Source organism: Runella defluvii (assembly GCF_014195535.1).
In the GTDB taxonomy this organism is placed as follows: Bacteria; Bacteroidota; Bacteroidia; order Cytophagales; family Spirosomataceae; genus Runella; species Runella defluvii.
Genome location: NZ_JACIBY010000011.1, coordinates 141380 through 167859 on the forward strand (window position 1 = coordinate 141380; position 26480 = coordinate 167859).

At 46.6% G+C, this 26480-nt stretch carries 21 protein-coding genes; 16 read left to right on the forward strand and 5 right to left on the reverse strand.

Annotated features, from left to right (window positions below; all coding sequences use genetic code 11):
- Positions 1-49: 49 nt before the first annotated feature.
- Entirely contained in the window at positions 50-622 is a 573-nt protein-coding gene (gene purN / locus FHS57_RS22360; RefSeq protein WP_183977563.1) for a phosphoribosylglycinamide formyltransferase, read from the forward strand.
- Positions 623-699: 77 nt separating this feature from the next.
- Here purN and FHS57_RS22365 read toward each other — a convergent pair whose 3' ends face one another.
- Complete coding sequence (locus tag FHS57_RS22365; protein WP_183977564.1) at positions 700-2511, reverse strand: acyl-CoA dehydrogenase FadE; 1812 nt, start codon at positions 2509-2511, stop codon at positions 700-702.
- A 130-nt stretch (positions 2512-2641) separates the two neighbouring features.
- Here FHS57_RS22365 and FHS57_RS22370 point away from each other — a divergent pair, with 130 nt between their 5' ends.
- The 4 genes from FHS57_RS22370 (at position 2642) to FHS57_RS22385 (ending at position 6046) form a co-directional block, all read left to right on the forward strand.
- Positions 2642-2836 (forward strand): hypothetical protein, encoded by a 195-nt coding sequence (locus FHS57_RS22370; RefSeq protein WP_183977565.1) that lies wholly within the window; start codon positions 2642-2644, stop codon positions 2834-2836.
- Complete coding sequence (locus FHS57_RS22375; protein ID WP_183977567.1) at positions 2802-3320, forward strand: DUF6169 family protein; 519 nt, start codon at positions 2802-2804, stop codon at positions 3318-3320. The genes FHS57_RS22370 and FHS57_RS22375 overlap by 35 nt, the downstream gene beginning before the upstream one ends.
- On the forward strand, positions 3317-4804 hold the full coding sequence (gene gatB / locus FHS57_RS22380) for an Asp-tRNA(Asn)/Glu-tRNA(Gln) amidotransferase subunit GatB (protein WP_183977568.1): 1488 nt from the start codon (positions 3317-3319) through the stop codon (positions 4802-4804). The genes FHS57_RS22375 and gatB overlap by 4 nt, the downstream gene beginning before the upstream one ends.
- Positions 4805-4942: 138 nt before the next feature.
- Positions 4943-6046 carry a T9SS type A sorting domain-containing protein gene (locus tag FHS57_RS22385; RefSeq protein ID WP_183977569.1) on the forward strand — a complete coding sequence of 368 codons (1104 nt, stop codon included), beginning with the start codon at positions 4943-4945 and terminating at the stop codon, positions 6044-6046.
- Positions 6047-6339: 293 nt separating this feature from the next.
- Here FHS57_RS22385 and FHS57_RS22390 read toward each other — a convergent pair whose 3' ends face one another.
- From FHS57_RS22390 to hemH, 3 genes are all read right to left on the reverse strand, one after another.
- Complete coding sequence (locus tag FHS57_RS22390; protein ID WP_229601423.1) at positions 6340-8526, reverse strand: alpha-galactosidase; 2187 nt, start codon at positions 8524-8526, stop codon at positions 6340-6342.
- Positions 8527-8594: 68 nt separating this feature from the next.
- Positions 8595-10748: a TIM-barrel domain-containing protein gene (locus FHS57_RS22395; RefSeq protein ID WP_183977570.1), complete on the reverse strand. Its 2154-nt coding sequence runs from the start codon at positions 10746-10748 to the stop codon at positions 8595-8597.
- 119 nt (positions 10749-10867) lie between these two features.
- Positions 10868-11929: a ferrochelatase gene (hemH, locus tag FHS57_RS22400; RefSeq protein WP_183977758.1), complete on the reverse strand. Its 1062-nt coding sequence runs from the start codon at positions 11927-11929 to the stop codon at positions 10868-10870.
- Between the two features lie 177 nt (positions 11930-12106).
- Between hemH and FHS57_RS22405 the strand changes: the two genes are divergently transcribed.
- From FHS57_RS22405 to murJ, 7 genes are all read left to right on the forward strand, one after another.
- Entirely contained in the window at positions 12107-13009 is a 903-nt protein-coding gene (locus tag FHS57_RS22405; RefSeq protein WP_183977571.1) for an N-acetylneuraminate synthase family protein, read from the forward strand.
- 5 nt (positions 13010-13014) lie between these two features.
- On the forward strand, positions 13015-13749 hold the full coding sequence (locus tag FHS57_RS22410; RefSeq protein ID WP_183977572.1) for an acylneuraminate cytidylyltransferase family protein: 735 nt from the start codon (positions 13015-13017) through the stop codon (positions 13747-13749).
- 28 nt (positions 13750-13777) lie between these two features.
- Positions 13778-15436, forward strand: coding sequence for a hypothetical protein (locus tag FHS57_RS22415; RefSeq protein WP_183977573.1), 1659 nt, complete (start codon positions 13778-13780; stop codon positions 15434-15436).
- A gap of 29 nt (positions 15437-15465) precedes the next feature.
- On the forward strand, positions 15466-15942 hold the full coding sequence (locus tag FHS57_RS22420) for a 3-deoxy-D-glycero-D-galacto-nonulopyranosonate 9-phosphatase (protein WP_183977574.1): 477 nt from the start codon (positions 15466-15468) through the stop codon (positions 15940-15942).
- Positions 15935-17605 carry a hypothetical protein gene (locus FHS57_RS22425; protein ID WP_183977576.1) on the forward strand — a complete coding sequence of 557 codons (1671 nt, stop codon included), beginning with the start codon at positions 15935-15937 and terminating at the stop codon, positions 17603-17605. Before FHS57_RS22420 ends, FHS57_RS22425 begins: the two co-directional genes overlap by 8 nt.
- Positions 17606-17671: 66 nt before the next feature.
- A complete protein-coding gene (locus FHS57_RS22430) occupies positions 17672-18658 on the forward strand; it encodes a hypothetical protein (RefSeq protein ID WP_183977577.1) in 987 nt (328 codons plus the stop codon).
- Positions 18655-20199, forward strand: a complete 1545-nt coding sequence (murJ, locus tag FHS57_RS22435) for a murein biosynthesis integral membrane protein MurJ (RefSeq protein WP_183977578.1) — start codon at positions 18655-18657, stop codon at positions 20197-20199. Before FHS57_RS22430 ends, murJ begins: the two co-directional genes overlap by 4 nt.
- A gap of 138 nt (positions 20200-20337) precedes the next feature.
- On the opposite strand, the gene FHS57_RS22440 is transcribed toward murJ, so the two are convergent.
- A complete protein-coding gene (locus FHS57_RS22440; protein ID WP_183977579.1) occupies positions 20338-22731 on the reverse strand; it encodes a BspA family leucine-rich repeat surface protein in 2394 nt (797 codons plus the stop codon).
- A gap of 331 nt (positions 22732-23062) precedes the next feature.
- On the opposite strand from FHS57_RS22440, the gene FHS57_RS22445 reads away from it, so the two are divergent.
- From FHS57_RS22445 to FHS57_RS22460, 4 genes are all read left to right on the forward strand, one after another.
- On the forward strand, positions 23063-23902 hold the full coding sequence (locus FHS57_RS22445; protein WP_183977580.1) for a class I SAM-dependent methyltransferase: 840 nt from the start codon (positions 23063-23065) through the stop codon (positions 23900-23902).
- 137 nt (positions 23903-24039) lie between these two features.
- Entirely contained in the window at positions 24040-25131 is a 1092-nt protein-coding gene (locus tag FHS57_RS22450; RefSeq protein WP_183977581.1) for an ATP-binding protein, read from the forward strand.
- Between the two features lie 134 nt (positions 25132-25265).
- Complete coding sequence (locus FHS57_RS22455; protein WP_183977583.1) at positions 25266-25901, forward strand: response regulator transcription factor; 636 nt, start codon at positions 25266-25268, stop codon at positions 25899-25901.
- 43 nt (positions 25902-25944) lie between these two features.
- The gene (locus tag FHS57_RS22460) at positions 25945-26478 is read left to right on the forward strand and encodes a hypothetical protein (RefSeq protein WP_183977585.1); all 534 of its coding nucleotides are present in this window, start codon (positions 25945-25947) and stop codon (positions 26476-26478) included.
- The last annotated feature ends 2 nt before the right edge of the window (positions 26479-26480 follow it).

Sequence of the window (26480 nt, forward strand, 5' to 3'; positions counted from 1 at the left end):
CCACAAAAAGCTAACTTTGCCCCCGCAAGTACCTCAAAACTCACCTCCCATGACCAAAAAACGTATTGCCATTTTTGCTTCGGGCTCGGGTTCTAATGCCGAAAAAATCGCTGAACACTTTGCTTCCGATAGCCAGGTCGATATCTCGTTGATTCTTACCAACAACCCCCAAGCGGGCGTCATTGCTCGCGCACGGCGTTTGCATGTTCCTGTGGTGGTGTTCGACCGTACCACTTTTTACGAGTCGGCCCGCATCGTTGAACTTCTCCAAGGACAGGCCATTGACCTCGTTGTTTTGGCAGGTTTTATGATGCTGATTCCCGAAAGCATGGTGCAGGCATTTCCCAACAAAATTGTCAATATTCACCCCGCTCTTCTTCCCAAATACGGCGGAAAAGGCATGTACGGTCATTTTGTCCACGAAGCCGTGGTAGCCGCCCAAGAGACGGAGTCGGGCATTACGATTCATTATGTCAACGAGCGCTACGACGAAGGAGCCATTATTTTTCAAGCCTCTTGTCCCGTAGTAGCCACCGATACGCCCGAGGACGTTGCTAAAAAAGTGCAAGTACTGGAACACAAACATTTCCCCGAAGTAGTGGGGCAGTTGTTGAACTCATAAAAAAAGCCGTGCTTCAATCGAAGCACGGCTTGGTCAAATACTTGGTTCTTAGCTTAAAGTGTAACTATGTTTATTGATTAAAAAACGTATTTGTTCTCCGCAATCATCGCATCGGCAATGCGACGACGCGCATTTTTGGTATTGAACGGCTCAATTTTCGTGAAACGTTTCAAGCCCATGAGCATCACGCGAAGCTCATCACCTTCTGCAAACGACATAATCGCCGATTTTCCTGCGCTGTTTACTTTTTCAACAGCTTCGTGCAAATAGCACATTGCCAAATCTTTCTGCAACGCACAAGCCGCCTCGCCTTTGATTCCTATTAGCTTTTCGGTACGCAAAACGGCTGATTCTGCCGCGTAAATCTCAATGGCCATATCGGCTACGTTCATCAAGACTTCTTGCTCTTCCGAAAGCTTCATCATAAACTTCTGCACCGCCGCACCCGCTACCATCAAGGCCGCTTTTTTCAAGTTTTTAATCACTTTTTTCTCAGCAGCAAATGGTACTTCATCGTCGGTGCTGCTAAAATCAGGAATCGACATGATTTCTTTGGCTACCGCCATCGCAGGCCCCATCAAATCGAGTTCACCTTTCATGGCACGCTTGAGCATCATATCGACCGTCAACATGCGGTTGATTTCGTTAGTTCCTTCAAAAATACGGTTGATACGGCTGTCGCGGTACGCACGATCCATAGGCGCATCGGCCGAAAAGCCCATACCTCCATATACTTGCACACCTTCATCCACCACATAATCAAGCACTTCCGAGCCGTGTACTTTCATCATGGCGCACTCAATGGCAAATTGCTCCAAGGCTTTCAACTTGGCTTCGGCGTCGTTTACACCCTTTGCTTTGAGGTCTTCAATGGCATCGTCGATGTTTTGACCTGCGCGGTACGAGGCCGACTCAGTAGCGTACAATTTCACGGCCATTTCACCCAATTTGTGCTTAATAGCGCCAAAATTGCTAATCGCCGTTCCAAACTGTTTACGTTCGTTGGCATATTGTACCGCGTGGGCCGCTACTTGTTTCGCTCCGCCCATGGTAGCCGCCGCCAATTTGATACGACCAATATTGAGAATATTTACCGCAATCTTAAACCCGTTTCCGCGGTCAGAAAGCATATTTTCAACAGGCACATGGCAGTCATTGAAGAAAACTTGGCGCGTGTCTGAACCTTTGATACCCATTTTGTGCTCAGGCTCATTCATTGTAATTCCGCCAAATGTCTTTTCTACAATAAAAGCCGTTAGGTTTTTATCGGTTTTTCCGCCTTCGTCTATTTTGGCAAATACAATAAATACGTCGGCAAATCCACCGTTGGTTATCCACATTTTCTGGCCATTGAGCACGTAGCTCTTTCCGTCTTCGCTCAATACCGCCTTGGTTTTACCCGAATTGGCATCCGAGCCCGAATCGGGTTCGGTCAAGCAATACGCCGCTTTCCATTCGCCAGAAGCTAACTTTGGTAAGTAGTTCGATTTTTGTGCTTCGTTTCCGTAATACACGATGGGCAATGTGCCAATCCCCGTATGCGCCGACAACGCCACCGAGAACGAGTTCCCCGCTCCCGTCGCTTCGGCTACGAGCATCGATGTATTGAAGTTCATTCCAAATCCGCCGTACTCTTCAGGAACTGCCGTTCCTAGCAAGCCAAGCTCTCCCGCTTTATCGAGCAGCGACGACATCAGCTCAGGAGACTTTGCCTTGTCGATTTCTTCGACGCGTGGCCAAATTTCGGTCGCCAAAAAGTCACGGCACGATTGCGCAATCATCAACTGTTCTTCGGTAAACTCTTCGGGAATAAACACTTGAGATGCCTCCGTATCTTTAATCAAGAATTCTCCACCTTTGATACTAGCGCGATTTTCTACGGTTGTCATGGTTTTTCAGGAATTTTTAAATAGTGTTATGCTTGCATACAAAATTAGAACAAACAAAAATAGTATGCAAGCATACTATTAAAAATTTTTACATCCCGAATCACTATCTTTGTAAAAAAATCCAACGAACATGGAAACTATCGCAAAAACAGAGGAGCAGTTGCGCCAAGAGCGGGCAGTAGCCTGGGCGAAAAGATTGTTGGCAAGCAAACGTGAATTGGAGAAAGAAGCACAAGAAGATGTAAAAACGCCTGAATACCAAGAGGCAATACGAAAACTTCGAGAAAGAAATGCAGAAAGAGGGTCAAAAGTCGTCAAAGTATGATTTTGAATTTAAAGGGGGGAAGAACAATTCGTATGTATTTGAAACCAATTATGACATTACATACGAAGTAAAATTCAAGCCCTCAAGTTATTTATTTGATGAACGCTATCAGTTTTCTAGTCAAGTTTTTGAAATGGTAATTGCCGTTACAGAAAGTAAAAACTTAGACGACAAAATCCCTCCTGATGGACTTATTATGTTTACGATAGCGGAAATTGTAACCGACTTTTTTAAAAATCGCGAACGAATTATCGTTTATATCTGTGACACTGCCGATGCTAGACATCTTGCCCGCGCTCGGAAATTTGGGCTATGGTTTGAAAAGTTTAAAACAACTCAATTTATGAAAGTTGATGCCTCTATTACTGACGAAATGGGGGTCATTTATATGAATGCCTTAATTTTACACCGCGAGAACCCTTATTTTGTAGAAATCATCGACGCCTTCCGAAAAGTGACGGGAGGCTATTCTGAAGATAAATGACCGAAACGCTTACACTATCGCCCGAAGTACTTGCCAAATACGAAATCGTGATTGGCCTAGAAGTACACTGTCAGTTACAGACCCAAACCAAGATTTTTGCGGCCGACGCTAACCAATTTGGAAGCGAGCCTAATACCAATATTAGTGTCATTACGTTGGCCCATCCAGGTACACTTCCCAAATTGAACAAAAAAGCCGTTGAATACGCTGTTCGAATGGGGATTGCGTGCGGGTGCGAAATCACTCGCCACACGATTTTTGACCGCAAAAACTACTTCTATCCCGACCTACCAAAGGGCTATCAGTTGTCGCAAGACAAAGCACCTATCTGCGTAGGCGGTGGGATTCCTGTTTCGTTCAAAGACAAATCAGGCAAAACCGTCGAACGAACGGTGAAAATCCACCACATTCACTTGGAAGAAGACGCGGGAAAATCGGTACACGACGGCGCCGCTACCGATACCTTGCTTGACTACAATCGCGCAGGAACGCCGCTCATCGAAATGGTTACTGATCCTTGCATCGGTTCGGCCGAAGAAGCAGGTGCGTTTTTAACGGCCGTTCGTCAACTTGTTCGTTTTATTGACATTTGCGACGGCAACATGGAAGAAGGTTCGCTCCGCTGCGATTTGAACATTTCGGTACGTTTGAAAGGGGCAACTGAATTTGGTACAAAGGTGGAAGTCAAAAATATGAACTCCATCCGAAACGTCATGAAAGCCGTGGAGACCGAGTTTCCTCGTCAAGTACAAATGGTCGAAAACGGTGAGACGATTTTGCAAGAAACGCGGATGTTTGACCCCGAAACGGGCGAAACTTCGGGAATGAGACTAAAAGAAACGATGAACGATTATCGTTATTTCCCCGAACCTGATTTGGCTCCCGTGTTTATTTCGGACGAATGGATGAACCAAATCCAAGCCGAAATGCCTCCGTTGCCGCGCGTTTTGTTCGAAAAATTCACCACTCACTACGGGCTTTCGGCAGGCCATGCCACTACCCTCGTTGATACCAAAGACGTGGCGTTTTACTTTGAAGCACTAGGAGCCGCTTGTGGCAATTACCAAGCGGCGGCCAACTGGGTATTAGGCCCCGTAAAGACTTTTCTTAACGAAAACAACGACGCTACTGCCGAGCAGTTCCCGCTTTCGCCAGCTCAATTGGCGGAGGTGATTAAGTTGGTAGAGAGCAATCAAGTAAGCCATACCACCGCTTCGCAAAAACTACTTCCCGTGTTGCTCGAAAATCCGTCGCTATCACCACTTGATGTAGCCCAGCAAAACAACTGGCTACAAAACAGCGATGCAGGCGCGTTGGAAGCAATTGTGGATGAGGTTTTGGCCGCCATGCCTGATAAAGTAAAAGAATTCAAAAAAGGCAAAAAAGGCTTAATGGGCTTATTTGTAGGCGAAGTCATGAAAAAATCAAAAGGCAGCGCCGACCCGAAAGTTGTCAATCAGTTGTTGGGACAAAAGCTCGCTTAGTCTCTGTCGCAATTGTTGCCTAGTTAGAAGCTATGCAACAATTGCGGCTTTTTTTTCTTTGGCTAAAACTTTACCAACTAAAAAACACTAACTTCTAAGATTCAGGCGTTTAAATAGAAACTCTATCTACATAACGCCATGAAAAAATTGTCTATCTTCTTCCTTTTTTGGGGTATCGTTTCTACTTCTTATGCCACTCATGTCAAAGGCGGGACCATTCGAGTCGCCCGAGCTACTTCCACGGGCTTAACTTATTCCATGACAGTTTACTTATTGATAGATGAACGTAGTGGTTCTGCTGCCGCTGAAGGGCAAAGCAGCGTCAGCATTTGCACGGGAGAAAATGGCCAAACAATAACGGCTTTTCGCCAAGCTCGACGGCTTTTATCGCAAGGGGCGGTTTCACTGAATACGTACCAAGCCCAATACACCTATGCCACTCCCAACACATTTACGGTATCGGTAGCTCTCGAAAATCGCGGTGACAATATTTCTAATTTCAACGCCATCAATAGCCCGTTTTACATTCAAACGACTTTTTCAACCAACTTAGTTAATTCGACTCCTACCTTCAACGAAGCCATAGGAACGTATTTTGCCGCTACTCGACAAATATTTACGGGCAACTTCCAAGCTATTGATACAGAGGGCGATAGCCTTGTCTATCGGATAGACAAAAGTAAAACCACCCGCTCAGGTACGTGTTCGTCTCAACCCATCGATGCGTATCTTTACCCAAATGAAGTAACCCGAGAAGGTACATTTAGCATCCAATCCAGAACGGGTATGTTGACATGGAATGCGCCTACCCAAATTGGGCAATATACCTTTGTGGTAAGGATTGAAGAATGGAGAAATGGCCTACGTATCAGCGAATCTCAGTTCGAAACTACGCTACCTGTCGGTGATTTTGGGGGTACGCCCGTTAGCATTCCCCCTTTTGAATTCCCTGAGACTTCCAATGGCCCCATTACGGGCATTGACCGTGTGCCAACGAGTCAACTTCTTGTCATTCCTTCCATAGCTCACCAACGCATCAATGTCGTTTGGCGGGGTTTAGTGTCTTCAACAGCCGTTTTTCAACTTATTGACATGACAGGAAGTGTACTTTCTGAATATCGTTCTTTCGCTTATTCTCCGATACACGAACACAGTTTTGACACAACACAGCTCTCTGCGGGCACTTATTTGGTTCGAATAAATGCCGACAGAGTCGCTACGGGTAAATTTATTAAACAGTAAACCACGTATAACTATATTGGTACCAAAAAAACAGCTACAAATGTAGCAGCTGACGTTAAATACCAACAAACGTTATGCCTCTCCGAGGCAAATACAAATATATTGGTACGAAAAAAAAATCTACAAAGGTTGTGCCTCTCCGAGGCGAAAACAGCAGCTTCGGAGAAGCACAACCTTTGTAGATTTTAGTAGCAAACCTTGCGCCTCTACAAGGCAAAAAGCTTCGGAGAAGCATAACCTTTGTAGATTTTAGGTTTACATCAAAGACTTCGGAGAAGTCAAACCTAACTGGCTCACTCCACCGTAAACCACGTATAGCTTTCAGGCGCAATCGTGACGGTCAACGCTACTTCGTAGTTGCGGTTGAGGGTGTATTTTTTTGCCGTTGCCCCTTTTTCTTTAAACGTAGCGGCCGACGTCAAGCCAGTGTAATACAGCGGGACGTTGATTGTCCGCGTGATACGCTCTTTAGTCGGGTTGTATAGCATCAAAAAGCCCTTCTGCTTCTGCTGCGGGTCCACGTGAATAAACCCGTCCCAGTCGCGGCCATCGGCGCGGCGCAGGTGAATCATGTCGGCGTTCAGAATGTCGCGGTACTGCTTGTACCACGCCACTGTTTTCGACACCAGCTGACGGGTAGTTTCGGTATCGTACAGGCGCGGGCCACGGTAACAGGCCTGCACACCCGCTCCGTAGTACTGCACCATCAGTTGTTCGTAATCCGTAAGGTGTTCGCTGAGTGGCTCCAAAACCGCCTCAGGTCCACCGCCCTGGTAGCGGGTCAGCGGGACAAAGCCCCAACTCATAGCCGCCGTTTTTTCCATCGTTCCGTCGTGAATGTTTTGACGGTTCAGAATACGCTGCTGCTCGCGCGACAACGAGAAATTCACCTCCCGATACCCGATAGCGATTTTGTGCGTACCATCCAGAAAATACCAGTCGGGCGCGTTGATATACACCCCGCGTTCGTTCAGCCAGCGATACAGTTCCTTCTGAATTTCCATTTGCCGCCACTGCGAATCGTCCAGTCCTTTGTGCCCCGGATGTACGGTTGACCCGCACACATCGCCCGGATAAGGGCCGTCGTTTTCCCAGATGTCAAACCCTGTTTTTGCAAAAAAGTACTTGATTTTGTTGCGGTAAGCCAGTCCCCATTTACTGCCGAAACAAGGCGCATGACCAAAAAACGCGCCGCCCGGTTTGCCCGTTTTCGGATCCACTACATCATCTTCATCGCTGATACGTCGGCTACTGAACAGCGAGTACCCCCCCAGCAGAATTTTTTTACTATGCGCATAATCGGCGAGTTCTTTCCAGCGGCCAATGTTTTTAGCGGTGCTGTCTTCCATGTTCAGGTGGCTGCCAAAACTCAGAATCACGGCTTCGTAGCCCGTTGCTGCGCATTGGTCGATGCAGCTTTTTACCTCCTGATCATTTTTACTGACAAGGTGCATGAAAATCGGGTTTTGGGTCGTCCACGGGGCCACGGCTCGGTACATTTTCCGAATCATCAACCCTCGCCGCTGACGGTCATAGCTGTCCATCAGCAACTCGTGCGTCCGCACCGATTTGAACACCTCATTGGGCTGGAGGTCGATGCCCGGCGCTTTTTCGGGATACACTTCCAGCAAACAGGGCGTTTCAAAATTGTAATTGACCTGCGAGGTATAAGTCGAATCAATTTTCCAGTGCGTGGTCTGGTCGCTGATGTCGTAGCGCATGGCGTTGTTGAAGGCGTAGTTAGTTTCTACGTAAATCCCATGCTGTTTTTTCATTTCGGTGGGCTTACCCACTACGGCGCTTTCTTCTTCTACCAACGCCAATACTTCATTGACCACACGGTTCAGTTTCAGTTCGGCATTTTGTTTATTTTCAACAGACACCCATTTGACAATCAACGGAATACCGTCATAAATCTCATAGTTTACCGTTACTTCCAGCCCTTTCACGGCTTCGGCCTGCGCTTTGTAACGGAAGGTCAGCACCTTGCCCGAAGGGCCTTTTTGGGTTGCCGCCCACGAATTGGCTTTCCAGTTCACAAACGGTTTTATGTCCGATACCGAATGACCCGTTGCCACAAAATCGTCTTTCCCGACGGTCAATTTATCGACCCATTCGGGCAACAGATAGGCATTTTCTTTTTGCCCCATTAGCCCGCCAATGTTGTACGTCTTGCCGTTGACCACGATTCTGGCTTCGGGCTTAACCGCCCGTAAAAGTTGTTGGCCGTTCGACAGGTTTTTGTAATCAATGCAAACCACGTTGGGTTCGATGCGAAAAGCGCGTTTGACCAGCCCGTTGTACAAAATGATATTTTTGCCTTCGGCAATGACTTCGGCTTTTTGGGTCACGGGCGTTACCAACCAGTCAACGGTGGCGGGTTGGTTGTAGCGGGTTTGGGTTTGAGCGTGGGCTGACAGGGCAGCGAAAATCACGTAAAGCCGTAACATGTTGCGGCTTAGTACAGAAATGTGTTTCATTAGAGGAGGTTTTTCAACATCCCGAAAGTTTTTAACTTTCGGGATGTTTCTTTTCGGGATGTTAGATTTTAAGGAGTCATAAACTCCCATTTAATTTCTTTAGAATAGCCAAAAGGTTTGCCGTTGGCAGGAGCGGCCATGTCGCCTTTGAGTTTACCATCGGCAGTTTTGGAAACGGTTAATTGGGTAAACGAGTAGCTTCCTTTTTCAAAGTCAAAGGTCGTTCCATCATCATCATACAGCTGAAAACTGCCCGATGCTGTGCCGTAATGCCGAACAGTCAGGGGAAGCGTTTCGCCCGCTTTCGGAGCCTGTCGGTGCGGTGGCACCATCGGAATAAGAGCGCCGTCTTTTACAAATAACGGAATTTTGTCCAGCGCAGGCGTAACGGTAATCACCTGATTTTCGCCGACTTCTTTCCCCGTGTAGAAATCGTACCATTTACCCTGCGGCAGATAGACTTCGCGGCTTTTTTCTCCCGCAAACATCGGCGCTACCAACAGATAATCCCCCATCATGTATTGGTCTTTGATGTCTTTTTTGATGCTCATGGCGTACGGATTGGCCGTCGCGTCAAACGTTCCTGCCACCGTCACCGACTTAAAACCAAAACCTTCGACCAAATTCATGGCCCGAAACGGTGGTTTTCCCTCAAACCGATATTGCGCAAAGGTCGAATACAAGTACGGCAGCAGTTGCATCCGTAGGTTGGCGACATCGCTCACGGCCTGCTCTACTTCAGGAAACGACCACGGCTTGGTGCCATCGGCCCACGCATTGAGCATGGCCATGGGCGAAAAACAAACCGACTGCATCCGCCGCACCCATTCTTCGGCCGTTTTGGACGCGCGAACCTCGGGCGTCCAGAGCACACCGATAAAACTGCTGTTGACCAGTGCCGTTATAAAGTCCTTGTGGCTGTAATAATCATTGTAAATCACGTACGGAAAACTGCTTGCGCCCGCGTTGGATGCCCGCACCAGCCCGTAGGTCCGCTTGTTGATTTCCCTGAACCAGCTACCCGTCATCTGCTGCACCATCAGGCCGTAGGTTTGCCGCATTTGCTCGGCACTCGTTCCCGACGGAAAGGTGGCCACATCAGGCCAAATCCAGTTGTCGTACCCGTCCACCTCGTCGATTTTATAGCCGCCTACCCCGATGTTCAAGTGCTGACTCATAAAATGTTCCTTGAAGAGTTGACGGGCTTGCGGTAAGGTAAAATCAGGCACAATCCCGTTCCAAACCGTATGCGAACCCGTAAACGGTTTGATTTTGGGGTATAACGTCCCGACGGGCGACACATAAGGGTTCATCCAAAGGTTGGCGCTGATGCCTTTGTCGGCCAGTTTTTTTAAGAAACCTTTGGGGTCTGGGAAACGCGTTTTTTCCCATTCAAACGTACACGGATAGGCCATGCTGTGCCAACCCGGCTCAACGCCGATGAAGTCCAGCGGGAAGTTGTGCTCTTCAAAGCTCTGTACTTCTTTCAGAATATCGTCCTGCGAATACAGCGTCGGGACGCGCTGGGTAAAGCCCAAACCCCATTTTGGGGGCAAATACCCACCGCCGTTCATGAGGTTGTAGCGCTGCACCACGTTCATCGGCGTTGGCCCCGCAAAAACGTACAAGGTCGCGCCTTCGGCAGGCACCAGCATTTCGACAGCGTCAGAATAGGGCTGAGCTTCCCATTTTTTATCGGTGTTACGGTCGCGCAGGACGGGCGGGTGTTTGGCATCGGTACGCACGGCCGTACCCGCATAAACTGTGATGTAACGGGCGGCATCCACCAGCACGCCGTAGCCTTTGGACGAGACATAAAACGGCACGGGGGCGTGAGTGCGGCCATTGTCTTTACTGCCGTAGTGGTCAACGTGCAGCTCCATGATTCGTCCGCGCTGATTGACCGTCTGGAAATTCAGGCCCAGCCCAAACAGTTGCTCGCCTTCTTCCAGCGGAAAGCGCAGGTAGGTTTTGCCGTCGATAACCCGCACACTGATGTCGGTTTTTGCCAGCGGAAACGGCGCTTTGGGCAAGGTCACCAGTGCTGTCAGGTTGGGTTTGGCACCCGCCGCGCCCAGTAAGCTGATTTTCTCAGGCTTGCCCGCCGTGGCTTTCCAGATGCCAGGCTGCACCTCCTGCCACTGGGGCGGAGCTTGGGCTCGGGAATAATGAAATACGGTAAAGAGTAGAAATGTGAGGAACAAACGTCGTTGGTGTTGCATGAATTAAAGCGTTTAGCAATTATCCCAATAGAACATTAGGGACAAAAGCCAACACCTCTGCCAAACTCATCATATTTGAAGCAACTACTTTTGCGAAAGAGCGCGGTTGTGAGCAACCGCTAACACGTTTTGACCAAATCTACTAACGTTTCTACCCAAATTGGGCTGTCGTTGAGGCTTTCGACCAAATCCCAATGTTCACCACCTTCTTTTTCAAATACTTCTTTATATTCCTCGCCTACTTCGAGGGTGGTTTCGAGACAATCGGCTACAAAAGCAGGAGAAAAAGCTAAAACGCTTTTGAGTCCTTTTTTGGGAAGCTCTTTGATAACGTCTTCAGTGTAGGGCTTAATCCACGGGTCGTTGCCCAACCGTGACTGAAAACAGGTCGTGTATTTCCCTTCAGGAATGTTGAGGGCTTTTACTAGCAGTCGAGTCGTTTCAAAACACTGTGCGCGGTAGCAGTGCTGATTCATGGCGTGCAGGGTATCGCAGCAGCTGCCCAATTTGCAGACTTCTTTGGTACAATCTCCTTTGCGAATTTGACGTTCAGGCAAACCGTGATAACTGAAGATAAAATGGTCGTACTGGTGCGCTTGCAGGTATTTTTGAGCATTTTGGACAAATCCTTGCAAAAATTTAGGGTGTGCCAAAAACTGGTTCACAAACTTTACCGAAGGCATCACTTGCCACTTAGAAAGCACCCGCATCACTTCTTCATACACCGAACCCGTCGTGGCGGAAGCATATTGGGGAAAAAACGGAATGACGATGATTTCGGTCAAGCCCATTTTTTGAAACTCCATCAATCGTGATTCAATACTTGGGTTTTGATAACGCATCCCTAGTTTGACCACATAATCGTCGCCCAACGCTTCTTGCAGCATTTTTTCTACCGCCAATCCATACACTTTCAACGGCGACCCTTCGGGAAGCCATACTTCTTTGTACGTTTTGGCTGATTTTGGCGAACGAAAAGGCGCAATGATGCCATTAACCAACAAAAAACGAGGGATAAACGGAATGTCTATCACTCGCCCATCCATCAAAAATTCACGTAAATATTTGCGAACATCAGGGGTATTGGGGCTATCAGGCGTACCGAGGTTTACAATAAAAACCCCCGTTTTACCAATATTTTTGGAAGTACTCGAACTAGGTTGCGACACAGATTGATTCATATTCATTAAAATACCTATCATTGTAACTGAATTCGAGGAAAAAAGTTCCTACGAATTTTTATGCAAATATACGAGGTAACTAGCACGGTGGATTGGAACACAATAGCCAAAACTCAAAATCAACCGTTACCTTTGTGACCTTTTTGCTTCTAAAAACAAATCCAAATTGCACGTACTATGGCTTTCAAATTTGATTATCGTAAACCCTTGGTCATTTCCGAAATTGGCTGTAACCACATGGGAGACTTTGAAATCGCTAAAGAACTTATCAAGTTGTCGAAAGACTGCGGTGCTGATTACGCCAAATTTCAGAAGCGAAATGCCCGCGAATTGCTCACCGACGAACAATACAACACCCCTCACCCCGTACCCTACAACGCGTATGGAAATACGTACGGCGCGCACCGCGAATTTTTAGAATTTACGTGGGAACAACACGCCGACCTCAAAGAGTACGCCGAGTCGCTTGGCATTGGCTACGCTACTTCGGTCTGGGATATTACTTCGGCCCAAGAAATCGCCGCCCTCAAGCCCGATTTTATCAAGGTGCCGTCGGCTTGCAACAACCACTACGAAATGCTTCAATTGCTTCGCGACGAGTACGCTGGTGATATCCATATTTCTTCGGGAATGACGACACTCGATGAAATTGAAGAATTGGTCAAGTTTTTTGAAGTAACCGACCAAGCAAAAAGTCGATTGGTATTATACAACTGTACATCGGGCTATCCTGTGCCTTTCAAAGACATTTGTTTGTTGGAAATCAATCGCTTGTACGAACATTACGACCACCGAGTCAAAGAAATTGGGTTTTCGGGCCACCACTTAGGCATTGCCGCTGACGTTGCCGCTTACACCTTGGGAGCGCGTTGGATTGAACGCCATTTCACCAAAGACCGTACGTGGAAAGGAACTGACCACGCTGCCTCGCTTGAAGTCCCAGGTCTTCAAAAACTGGTACGGGATTTGACCCAAATCCAACAAGCCCTTACGTTTAAAAACAAGGAAATTTTGGACATCGAAGCCGAACAACGCGATAAGCTCAAATATCGCAAAAACACAACTCCTTTTGTCTCCTAATTTTTATGGCGCAACCAAACGTTTTAGCTATTATTCAAGCCCGAGGCGGTAGCAAAGGGCTTCCCAATAAAAACTTATTGCCGCTGGCGGGACATCCGTTGGTCGCTTACAGTGTCAAAGCCGCTCTTGAAACCCCATCCATTACGCGAACCATTATTTCAACCGACTCACAGGCCATTGCCGACGCTGCCCAGCAGTACGGCGCGGAAGTACCTTTTCTCCGACCCGCAGAATTTGCCCAAGACCTGAGTACCGATTTTGACGTATTTACGCACGCCCTCAACTGGTTTTGGGAAAACGAAGGCTACCGCCCCGACCTCGTGGTGCAGTTGCGCCCCACGTCGCCCGTTCGGTCGGTTCGGCACATCGACGAAGCCATTCAAACCCTTTGGAATACCCCCGAGGCCGATAGCATCCGTACCATCACGCCGTCGCCCATTACTCCTTACAAAATGTGGGTATATGACCCCGAAACGGCCACCATGCAGCCGCTTTTGAGTCACCCTACCCTTCCTGAGTTTTACAACGAACCCCGTCAAAAGCTCCCGCCCGTACATTGGCACATCGGGAACCTCGACGTCATTCGTCCGCACGTTATTTTGGACAAAAAATCTATGTCAGGCTACCCTATTCTGCCTTATGTCCTGCCTTTTGAGTATGCCATCGACATCGACGACCTTGCTGGTTTTCGCAAAGCCGAAGAAACCATGAATCAGGTCGAGTGTGTGCGATTTGAGTAACACCTAGTTTCCAAAAACGTTATCCCTCATGCTCAAAAAACTCGCCATTTTAGCCGCAGGTAGCCTCCCTGTTTTATTTTTCTTTTGGTACGCCTATCATTTTAGCACTCCTTTTCCCAACGAGGACGATATTCCTGCCATTTTGGCTTTTATTAATCGGGCTTTCCCGTTTGCTCCCGAAGCAGGACGATTGCTTTTTGTGCCCTTTCGGGAACACGTGATTCTCCCTGCCAAACTCATTGCTTACCTCCAAGTGGCCGTAATGGGGCAGATGGATTTGAAAATGATGATTTTGTTGGGCAATCTTTTTTGGGTGCGGGTTACATGGATTTTGTATCGTTTGTCCCAAGAAGCCAAGCTTCCAGCCTTGCTTTTCTTGCCCGTTCCTTTCATTCTTTTTCAGGTTCAATTTTCCGAAACAGCCCTCTGGCCGATGGCACTTTGGTCCAACCTCATTGTGGTTTGGCTGGCGGTTGAATCCTTCAACTTATTGATTTCGGAGAAAAAAGAATTTTGGCGCTTTGGCTTGGCCTTTTTCCTCGGACTCACCGCCACCTTTTCCAACGGCAACGGCCTTTTGGTCTTATTGATTGGTTTTGGGGTATTATTATTTCAAAAAACCGCCCCCAAACGCCTTGTTGTGTGGGGAGCCGCCAGCGTTCTGGTGGTTTTGGCTTACCAATGGGCCAAATCGCTCGGAGTTCCTGACACTTTTTACGGAGTTCAAAAAAATCCGTTGAAATGGCTGCTAGGAAGCATGATTTTCGTAGGAAACTACGGCGATTTTATTTCGGGAAGCCTCAAAAAAGTAGCATTAGGGCTTGGGTTTGTGGTTACGGCCGCACTTGTGGTGATAAATTTGGGTCAATGGAAAAAGCCTTCCTACGGCACTTCTTTCCATTTTCGGATGCTTGTCTTCTTTTTGTTCATTCTCGCAACGGCGGGCGGCGTTGCCATTTTGCGCACCGAGCCCGTTGGGCTAGACGCCATGTATCTAGGACGTTATCGGCATTACTCCGCCTTGGCAGTTGCGCTGGGGTATCTGAGCAGTGTCGTCTATTTATACCCCAAACGCCAAGCCAACTGGCTTTTGGCAGGAACGATGGCTGCGAGCCTTGTGGTGGGTATTTTCTCGTACTACCGCGACTGGGGCTATCGCTACATGGACAATCAGCGTTTTTTTACCGACGCCTACAACATGCAGCACAACAACGCTCTTTATCTTGAAATGCCCGCTCCTCAGGAGTTTGCCAGTATTTTTCAAGAAACGTTGGCCAAAAACCTATTGAAAGCCGACCTCACTAGCTTTGAAGACTTTAAATGGCCTAGTTCTTCGGATAACCTACCTTTGGCACCCATCACTATTCATATTGATAAATCGGCCGATACGACTCGTTGCGTGGAAGTATATACCGTCAAATCAACAACGCCACAGTTTGAGCTTACGCCAAACGCCCTGTGGTTTTGGGCGCTGAAGAGTGACCAACGTACGTTCTTGTATCCGACCACTTCGCTCAAAACAAAGCCTGCGCAATTTGTGCGGCAACAAACGTACTTCCAGCCTGGTTTCGTGGGAGAATTGGCCACTTGTCAGCTTCCTGAGGGAGAATACACCCTGTTTTTAGTGCACATTGCCGAAAATAAGGAAGCGGAGTTTTATGCAACAAAACAAACGATACGGCCTTAGGTGGATAACATTTTAAATTGAACGACCCAATGGCGATAAAGCTCTTTTTGACCGATGTGGATGGCGTTATGACCGACGGCAGCATGTATTACACCGAAAGTGGCGACGAGCTCAAGCGGTTTCATACGCACGACGGAATGGCGTTTGAACTGCTCCGCAAAGCAGGGATTAAAACGGGAATTGTAACGTCGGAAGATACCCAAATCGTGGCACGACGAGCAGCTAAAATCAAAGCCGATTACCTTTATCAGGGCAAACGTGATGGGGGAAAATTGGCCGCCGCCCAACAAATTTGCCAAGAACTTAACATCGGTCTTGAAGAAGTGGCTTACGTAGGCGACGACATCAATTGCTTCGAACTTCTGAGTGCAGTCGGCATTGCGGCTTGTCCTTCCAATGCCGTCAAGGCCATCAAGGAAATTCCGAACATTATTTTACTAGAAAAAAAAGGCGGCGATGGTGCCGTGCGCGAGTTTGTGGAGCTCATTTTGAACAACAATGCCTAAAACAACTGCTGGATTAACAGGACTTCTTATCGGTGCAGCTCTCTACGTAGCGTGGTATTTCTATTACGTTGCCCACTATGCCGTGGACATCCCCTACCTCGACGATTACGACGCCATTTTAGAGTACCTTCTTGCTTTTCGAGAAGATACGCCTTGGGAGAAACTCCGCTCTATCTTACTTCCTCACAATGAGCACATTATTTCGATGACTCGAATGGTAAGCTGGATTAATTACGGCCTAACGGGGCATCTCAACATCTTTGCGTTGCTTCTTTGGGGAAATGCCCTGCTGTTGGTTCCACTGGCGGTGCTTTACGCCACCTTCGTCCCCACAGAACGTTATCCTGCGCCTTATTTTTTGTTGGTGATTCTTGTCTTTCTTAATCCTCAATATTCCGTTACGGCCTTGTGGGCAATGGCCTTGTGGTCTAATATTTGGGTATTTGTACCTGTTACACTCAGCATTTTACTGGTCACTCGCCCAAAACAATGGTACTGGTCAATACCCTTCGCCGTTGTTGCGACCTTTGCCAACGGCAACGGACTGATGATTTGGCCCATTGGCTTTCTACTGCTCTTCTTTGAGCGCCGTCCTTTTTTGCAATGGGCTATTTGGGCTGGCGCGGGAATTTTTACCTGCGGAAGTTATTTCTATTTGATGCGTCAACAGCCTTCTGAAGGTTTATTTTTGTTAACTAATTTACCGCTTTTACCTTTCAACGTGCTCGCGTTTTTGGGCTCTTACGGGGCGTTGTTAGGCGGAAAAGCAGGGCAAATCATCGCGGTGATTGTGGGAACTGGCGTTGCCACCATGACATTGATTACGACCAAAAACTACCTCAAAACCCGCCAACGTACCGACCTTGTTCTTTTGGCGTTGGTTGCTTTTGTTGCACTGACAGCCTTGGCTGTTGGCTTGTTTCGGGCCGAGAAAGGCATGAGCATCATCATTGGAGGGCGTTATCGGCAATATAGCTCGTTGGCCGTGGCAGTGAGCCTCTTAATGGCTTTCCGCCACCTTCCTTTTCACCTGCCTCGCTGGGGACGCGTGTCGGTTTGGGGAGTGGTGGGATTGGTAACGGTGCTGAGTTTTTACCGTGACATTGGCTTGCGTAAAACCACCGAATGGCGCACCATTGTGGACTACCACAATCGACTTCACAATCGACTCGATTTGCTTGCTACCACCCCCAACCCTCGGTACGGCGCGGATGTTGTTGAAGCCAAACAAACTGGCTTATATACCGTGACAGCTCCATACGATTTGTTGACCCAACTCAACAGCGCGACCCGCACCGATTTGGCAAGTCAGGCCGTAGCCGAACGTTTTGAAGAGAAAAAACTCGACGGGGTTACTTGCGGGAATTATTGGCTCATTGAAGAACCTCAGCTCCAATTTCCTAGCCGAGACAACGAAGCAATTTATTTGGTACTTTCCAAAGATAATCAGCACATTATATTCCCAACTGCTTCCAAACGGAATGGTCTTTCGGCCATGCTGAAGCAGCGAAGTTATTTCCGAAAAGGGCTTGAAGCCGAAGTATATGACTGTCTGCAGTCGTTTGATGCGTACGAAATTAATTGGTTAAAAGTTGGACAAAAACCTGTGTTATACACAACTCACCGCACGATTTCTCAATTTCACATACGTTTCAAGCAGTAAACACGTTGTTTTTACAACTATCTTTTACGCTTTCGTAAACAGGCTCGCCTTAGTTTCATCTGGCTTATGACAAAAATTATTGATACTTTTCTATTCAGTGAACCCCACGAAAAGGAAGCGCTACTGATTAAATTTATTCTGGGCGGAGAAGCCATTACGGAGTGGGTCATTGTTGAAAACGAATATACCTTTCAAGGAGAGCACAAGGGCGTTTTTGCCCAACAAGTACTTGACTCCGACGAGCGATTTGCCCCGTTTTGCGACCGTATTCACCTCATTTCGGCCTCGTTGCAGCACCCTCCTATTGATTATACGCGCAAAGACATTGATACCCAAGGGATGGATTCGGAGCGCCGACAGCGTTCGTTGGCCCAAAAGTACATCGTTGAAAAATACGGCCACGAACCCGACGTTTGGGTACTTCTTTCGGATGCCGATGAAGTGATTGATTTTGATTCTTTTCCCGATAATTTTACGTTTTTAACCACCAAACTCACCGCTGCCAACGACGGTTTGGTTCAGATTCCGCGTCGCCGATTTTGGTACGACTACGACAACCTTTGGAATGCCGTTCGGGCTACGCCTATCGTGACGGTACAACGCCTCGCCCAAGCCACGGGCGACATGGGCATGGGGCTTCTTCGTTCTGATTACATCGGAGCCGTGCCCGAATGGGAGCGTACGCTGGTCTTTGAGTATTCGTATTGTTATGAAAAAGAACATATTTTGCGCAAATACCGAACGTTTCCCCACGGCGGCTACTCGGATGCCGAAATTTTACAAACAATCCGCTGTAACCACATTCCGATGTCGGCTTTTAGAAACAAAACCATTGATTTGCACAAAGACCTTTGGATGGAAAAAGTGGAATTGACCTCCACCAACTCACCTCGGTACGTACGCCAGCACCTTGAACGACTCCGCACCAACGTCATCGAAAAAAAATATTTATCAAACCGCCAGGAAGATTATCCTCATTTATATACTTTTTCCCACAAATTTCGCTTTTTCGTCAAGCAATTGGCCAAAACGATTTTACAACGCTTTAAATGAATTTAGATTATCGTAACATAGCTACTTTACTCAGTCTCAACACCATCAATGTCATCCTGAATGTTGTCAACTCAACGCTCATGGTCTATTTTTTTGGTACCTCTGCCGAAGTAGAAGCATTTTTCGCAGCCTCCGTTTTAGGGACGACCGTCTCCCGTTTTGTCAACGCAGGCCAGCTTGTCGAAGTAGTTGTAGCACGTTATCACCGCATCAAATCTGAAGTAAATACCGCCGCCGCGATGTCGATTGTAGCAACGTTGGCCAATTACATCGTTGGCATCGCGTTTGTTTTGGTGCTGTTGTTCATTGCCAGCGGTACCGACGTCGTCAACCTGCTTGTTCCTGGCTTTAAACTAACGACCAAAGAGCAAGTGTGGCAAATTTTCTGTTTTACGGGTTTTTTACTCCCCATTCAGATTGCCACCAACGTGTTTCAAGGTATGTTGAACGCGGAAAATATTTACGGAAAAACCGAGTTTACCAGCACCATTTCGCAGCTCGTGCATGTGCTAATTTTGTGCATTTGGGGAAGAGACGGCAATATATGGAGCTTGGTTGCGGCCCTTTTTATCAGTGTTTTGGCTCAGTTTGGCACCGTCGCCTACTATTTACGGCACATTCATTATCGCCATACGTGGCTTTTCCGCAACCCTCACTTTCCCCTTCGTGAACTATCCAGTACGCTGATGGCGACGTCCACCTACATGGGTGGCGTACAGGTCTATACGTTTATTTTCAACGCCGCACTTTCGCTTTTGCCTGCGGGTACGTATGCGCTGTTTCGGTACGCCGAACTCATTTATGGGAAAGTAGCCAACGTCTTTTTAATCCCCGTTAGCACCGTTTTTTTCAACGAAATCAATCGCCTGCTTCACCAAAACAACGGACAGTTGATCAAAGCTTTTGTCGCCAAAAACCTCAATTTTTCGTATTTCATTGGCTTTTTGGTGCTTATTCCTTTCGTAGCGGGAGGACAATATCTGATTTGGACGCTTTGGGGTGGCGTAAAATTCAACGCCCAAGACGTCGAAAGCGTTTATCAGCTTTTGTGCGTATTTTTTGCCGCCATGATTTGCACAGGGCCATACATGATTTACCGCAAATTGGCCGTTTCGGTCACCAATCCTGAGTTGCAGTATTATTTCTGGAGTGTGGTTCACGTACTTTCGGCTTTGTTTAGCTACTTCATCATCCAGACCTTCGGTTTTACGGGCGTTTTGATTCATTTGTTTACCCACAGTACATTCATGGCGCTTGTTCCCCTTCTTACGGTGTGGACCAAGAAAAAAGCCTATTTTGGTTTTTATGAACGGGGCGAAGTGTTCAAAATCACGTTTGCTTTCCTAGTCAGCGTTGGGGTAGGTTGGGTGGCCAAAGGCTATTGGCAAGCCATTAGTCACTACAACAAACTAGTCAGCTTTTTTATTGGGGTCAGCCTTGCAGGCGTAGCCACCCTTGTTTTCATCGGCATCTGCCTTTTACTAAAAGTAACTGACTTACAGATTATTAGAGAAAAAATAGGCAAGCGTATTTCCAAGTAATACCCTTTTTCTGTCATTTCGACGACAGGAGAAATCCACAACGCTTGACCCGAAACTTTAGTAGCCTCTTATTTTATCAAACTAGGCTAGAAGCCTTGGAATAGTCAGCACGAGCGGGAACGCTCGCGCTATCGGAAATTAGTTACAACCGACCCCAATTTGTGCTTTAAAGACCGTTTGCTCGGCTTTAAATCCAGGCAGTAATGTCACCGAGCTTTCTCCTCTGTACTCTACGTTGGCATAGACGATTTGATTAGTCGCCATAATGGCCGTAGCTCCGTAAAGACCCGTCCCTGAACTGATGTTGTTGGCAATCGAAAGCGATGCCACACCGCACCCGATTCCCTGAATATCGAAATTGTAAGGATTTTCATCGGCATCATCATTGGCGATGCTGATAGTAGCCCTCCGTAATCCTCCTGCTGATGGTGTGAAGGTAATCTGAAAAGTAGTGCTGCCACTGCTAGCTGCTACGGGCGAAGAAGGTTGAACATTCACCGTAAAATCTGCGGCATGTGTCCCCGAAATAACCACTTTGTTGGGCGAACCCGTTAAGTTCAACACTCCTGCGCCCGTATTTTCAATGGTAAATGTTCGGATAACCGCCCCTATTCCTACCGATTGAGTGCCAAAATCGGTATGGTCATTGGAAGAAGGGGTTATGTCACCATCTGCAATGGATACGTTGTTCCCTTTGACGTTTATTTCAGAGGTGGATAAACATACAAGCACATCGCCTGTTATGGTCCAACCTTTACCGCCATTGGCTATGGGTTTTACCAAATTGGCCCTGTCGGCGTAGGAGGCACAATATTGACGCCCCACTGCCCCCAAACTTCTTCCTGTTACAGTACCCGCGTTAAAACCCGTTAGCGTGGCATCGTAGTTGGCTACACTCATGCCGCAGTTATCAAGAAAGTTCGTCAAGTTTACATTAGGATGAAGTTTTGAACCCCAAGCTGCCAAACTTTGATTAAAGGCAGTGGCCCCTGAAAACATCATATTCATATTCGTTACAGCCCCAACATTCCAATCTCCTATATTTTGATTGAAGGCTGTGGCACCTCGAAACATCCAACTCATATTTGTTGCCTTTTCCGTAGTAAAGCGACTCGGGAAGGGTTGATTATAAGAAATACAACCATAAAACATATCTTGCATATTCTCTACCGATGACGTATTGAAATTAGTCGGCAAGACTTTATTATAGGAAAGGCATCCTTCAAACATGCTACTCATATCTGTTACCTTTTCCGTATTAAAACTACTTGGTAAGGATTGGTTATAAGAAATACAACCATAAAACATGGCTTGCATATTCGTTACCAATGACGTGTTAAAGCCACTAGGCAAGGATTGATTAAAGAAGCTACAACTAGCAAACATTGCAAACATATTCGTTACCAATGACGTATTGAAATTAGTCGGCAAGGCTTTATTATAGGAACGACATCCTTCAAACATCCTACTCATATTTGTTACCTTTTCCGTATTAAAACTGCTCGGTAAGGATTGGTTATAGAAGCTACATCCAGCAAACATTCCAAACATATTCGTCACTTTTTCTGTGTTAAAATTACTGGACAAAGCTTGGTTATAGACGCTACAACCAGAAAACATTCCAAACATACTCGTTACTGACGAAGTATTAAAGCTAGTGGGTAAGATTTGGTTATAGGACTCACAATCCCTAAACATCCAGGTCATATCTGTTACCGAAGATGTATTAAAGCCACTAGGTAAGGGTTGGTTGAAGGCTATGCATCCCAAAAACATAGAATTCATATTCATTACGGACGATGTATTAAAGCTACTGGGCAAGGGTTGGTTATAGAAAATACAGCCCAAAAACATCCCAAACATATTCGTTACTGATGACGTATTAAAACCGTTGGGTAAAGGATGATTATAGACCCTACAAGTAGAAAACATCCCGCTCATATTCGTTACCTTTTCCGTATTAAAACTACTGGGTAAGGGTTGGTTATACACACTACAACTTAAAAACATATAACTCATATTCGTTACAGCTGATGTGTTAAAGCCGTTGGGTAAAGGCTGGTTAAAGGAGGCACAATCAGCAAACATCCAACTCATATCCATTACAGAAGCAGTATTGGGTACATCCGTAGCATTGAGTACCATGTTGTTACAACCATAAAAAGCATTCCCCATGCTTGTCCAAGCCACATCGCCCCATTGCTCAATCGAGGTCAGGCGGCTTTTATCAGAGCCTCTGTTCATTATAAATCGTTGGAAGTTGGTCGGTAAAATGCGTAATTCAATGGTAGCATTAGCGGGTAAACCTGTGATGGTGGCCGTAGCACCCGTAAACGTACCCGACCCGCTCGTTCCTGAGGGAACGGTTTCCCAAGTATAATTAACTGTGCCTGAGGTCGCTACTCCAAAACTCAACTGCGTAGTTCCCGAACCCGCTGTAGCCAAATTCCAGCGAGTGATGAAAGGGCGGTTTTGAGCTGTCAACTGTTGGCTCATTAGCAAAGCCACAAAAAATAAAAATAGTTGTTTCATACTAGCAATTATATACTATTTTAATGATAGTTTTTTTATTACTTAGCTAATTTATAGTTATCTGTAAAAGTATTGTTATTGCCACACTACTTTGGATATATTAGTTCAATACTAATTACACAAAAACAAGTATAGAAAATAAATACCCCGATGGCGCGAGCATCCCCGCTCGTGTCATTTATTAGTAGGCTTCTAGCCTTCTGTTTTCCCTACCAAGGCTAGAAGCCTAGGAATAGTCAGCACGAGCGGGGACGCTCGCGCAATCGTAAGACGCTCGCGCTATCAAAATTTACTGTATTTTTGGCCGTTCATTTGTTTCAACATTGATTTTATGCTTTTCTCCCCTCCTTCTTTTGAATTTACGGACGCGTCCCGCATTGTTGTTGATACCCTCAAACCCGTCGCTTTTGATTCGCCTGACCACTTGATACCTTGGGGCACAGCCAACGACAATAGCCGCAATTACCGTTTCAATGAGAAAGTTTACCAAGTATTTGCCTCTTTTCCTCGGCCTTGGAAAATTTTAGACATGGGTTGTGCGGGCGGTGGGTTCGTCCGCGATTGTCTAAACGATGGTTGTTTTGCCGTCGGACTGGAGGGAAGTGATTATTCCAAAAAATTTAAACGCGCAGAGTGGGCTACCATCCCCGACAATTTGTTTACCTGCGATGTCACCGAAAATTTTGATATTTCAATCCAAACCCAAACCAAACAAACGCCCGTTCAGTTTGAATTAGTGACTTCGTGGGAGTTGATGGAGCACATTGCCGAAGAAAAAATTGAGGTCGTGGCCTCCAACATCAAGAAGCACCTCGCCCCCCACGGCTTGTGGATTATGAGCGTTGCCACGGTGGACGATATTGTCAACGGCGTCAATCTTCACCAAACCGTCCAACCCAAAGAGTGGTGGATTAAAAAATTTGAAGGGCTCGGGTTGTTCCACCAAGCCGCTTTCGTGGATTTTTTTAATACCCAATTTGTTCGTGGCGGCACCAAATACAGCGGCGCGGCTAGCGGCAGCTTTCATTTGGTATTATCGGCAGCGCCCCAACACGCCCCTCAAATCCCCCCGCTTGGCCTTCGCGACAAATTATTTGATGCTTGGCTCGGCAGTACTTGGCAAAAAACCTTGAAGCGATGGATCATCGGCCCTGCCCGTAAATATTCATAAACGATTTTTTGCTAGCACGAGCGGGGACGCTTGTGCTAGCAATGCCCCTCAAACATTGATGCCACTCATACGAAATAGCACCAAAACCTCTATTTTGCGTGAGAGTTGCTATTATCCAAACTACGCTTTCTACAATTATGAGTAAAACGATAATGAGCAGGTGGGCTTGGGGGGTATTGTTACTTGTGGTGCAAGCTTCTGTGGCACAAGTCGGCCCTTGCATTACTTCCATTTCTGCGAATGGAGAAAAAAAGACGCTTTCACCTTCCAATAGTTTACAATTAAACGCCCTCGACGATGAGCTCATGATCGAATGGCAACCCTGCGATTGTCGGTACCGATACCGTTTGGAAGGCTTAAATGCCGATACCGTTTCGTTGACCTATCCCATCGCTATGTTTACCAACCTCCAAGGAGGCGATTACACCTTTTGGGTACAAACACAGCAAAACAACGTCTGGTCGAAGCCCACTCGCCTCCTCCTGCAAGTAGAAAAAAGCATCACCGAAGAATGGTGGTTTTGGCCTGCCGTTGCGGTCTATATTTTGTTGTTGCTTGGTGCTGCCATTTATTTCTTTTTACTCTACAACTTTCGCCAAAAACTCAAACTCCACAGCCTTCGCAATCGCATCGCGGCCGATTTGCACGACGAAGTAGGCGCGACTTTGAGCAGCATCGCCATCGCTACTCGCTTGGTAGAAAAGAAGGTGGGAGCGCAAACCCCTGACGTGCTACCCATTTTACAACAAATCAAAACCGACTCCGAAGAAAGTATTCAGAGTATTCGTGATACAGTTTGGACCCTCAACCCCAACAACGACTCTGTCCATCAGCTTTTTGAAAAAATGCGTTCCGTGGCATTTCAACTGCTTACTCCCCAAGAAATTGCCCTAGATTTTGCTATTCAGCTCACCCCAGAACAAATCAATCAGCTCAAAATAAGCATGGAGCAGCGGCAAAATGTCTATCTCATTTTTAAAGAAGCCCTCAACAATATCCTCAAACACGCCGAAGCCAGTAAAGTATCAGTAAACTTAAGCATGACCAACGAAGGGGAACTTAGAATGCTTATTGGGGACAATGGCCGTGGCTTTGACGCAACGCAAGGCTACGAGGGAAACGGCCTCAAAAACTTCAAAAAGAGGGCGTTGGACAGCTTCATGGAGACCACACTTACCTCAAAGATTGGCGAAGGAACTCGTTTGGAAGTCATCGTAGTGCCCGTTTAAGGGTGGTTTTGCGCCTACCCGATTTGGGGGGATGACCGCAGGATAAATTTCGATTGTTTTGTATCGAAGTTTTGAGATAAAATAATCAATTTGGCGGTACCAAAACCTAATGCCGCCCCTAAACACTCTACTGCATGATTCGTGTAGTTTTGTTTGAAGACAACAAAAGTTTTCGCCAAAATTTGGCCCTGTACTTGGCCAGTTCGGACGAGATTTTTATGTGTGCTTCGTTTGGTGATGCAGAAGGTTGTGTCAGCAAAATCCAACGGTACAAACCTGACGTTGTTTTGATGGATATTCAGATGCCAGGCATGTCGGGAATTGAGGCGTTGCAGGCCATCAAAGCGACGCTTCCCGACACGAAAGTGCTGATGCAGACCGTCTTTGACGACGACCACCGCGTGTTTTCGGCCATTTGTGCAGGCGCCAACGGCTACGTCCTCAAAAACCCCGACCCCGAAGTGATGCTTCAGGCCATCATTGACGTCCACAACGGCGGCGCATGGATGACGCCCAGTATTGCGGCCAAGGTATTGCGAATGTTTCAAAGTCAGTTCATCAAAACCCAGCCCACCTACGTAGCCCTTACCGACCGCGAGCGGGAGATTTTGGGCTGCATGGTCAAAGGCATGAGTTATAAGATGATTGCCGATGCCTGTTCACTGAGTTTTCATACGGTGCATTGGCACATGAAAAATATTTACGAAAAACTCCACGTCAACTCCGCCCCCGAAGCCGTGGCTAAGGCAATAGAGGGGAAGATGGTGTGATAGATACTTAACTGATTTATAAACCTTTTAAACATTTACGACGATGTCAGATGAATTGTCAAAAATCACCTTAACAATTGATAGCGGAAAACTTCTTAAAATGTTCGCTCCCTATGATAGTGATAAGGTTTTCAATGAAGAATACAGACCTTTAAGAGATGAATATTGGGGGAGCATTTCAAAAGTGAGAAAAGATGATAGAATTTCGAAAATAAAATATGAATCTAAAGAGGTTAAGGATATTCTCAACAACTCTAATATTGGCATTTGGTTAGAACTAATTGATGTTGATGATAAAGACAAAGTATCAATTACTCTCCATTCTTATTCCATAAAAGATTTAGAGCAAGATTTAGAGGTAAATTCGGATGCCGAAAAACTAATAATAACTCAAGAAAGTATGGAACAAGCTATTCGTATATGGGAAAATCAATGGTCTACACACAATTTCTCAAAGATAGGATTCAGTATTGGTAAAAGCTCAAAGGGGAAATACATTGTATTTATTCATCCAATGACCGATGATAATTTTCATCATGAATCTGATTGGCCTGTACGTGTTCCAAGAGAAGATTAATC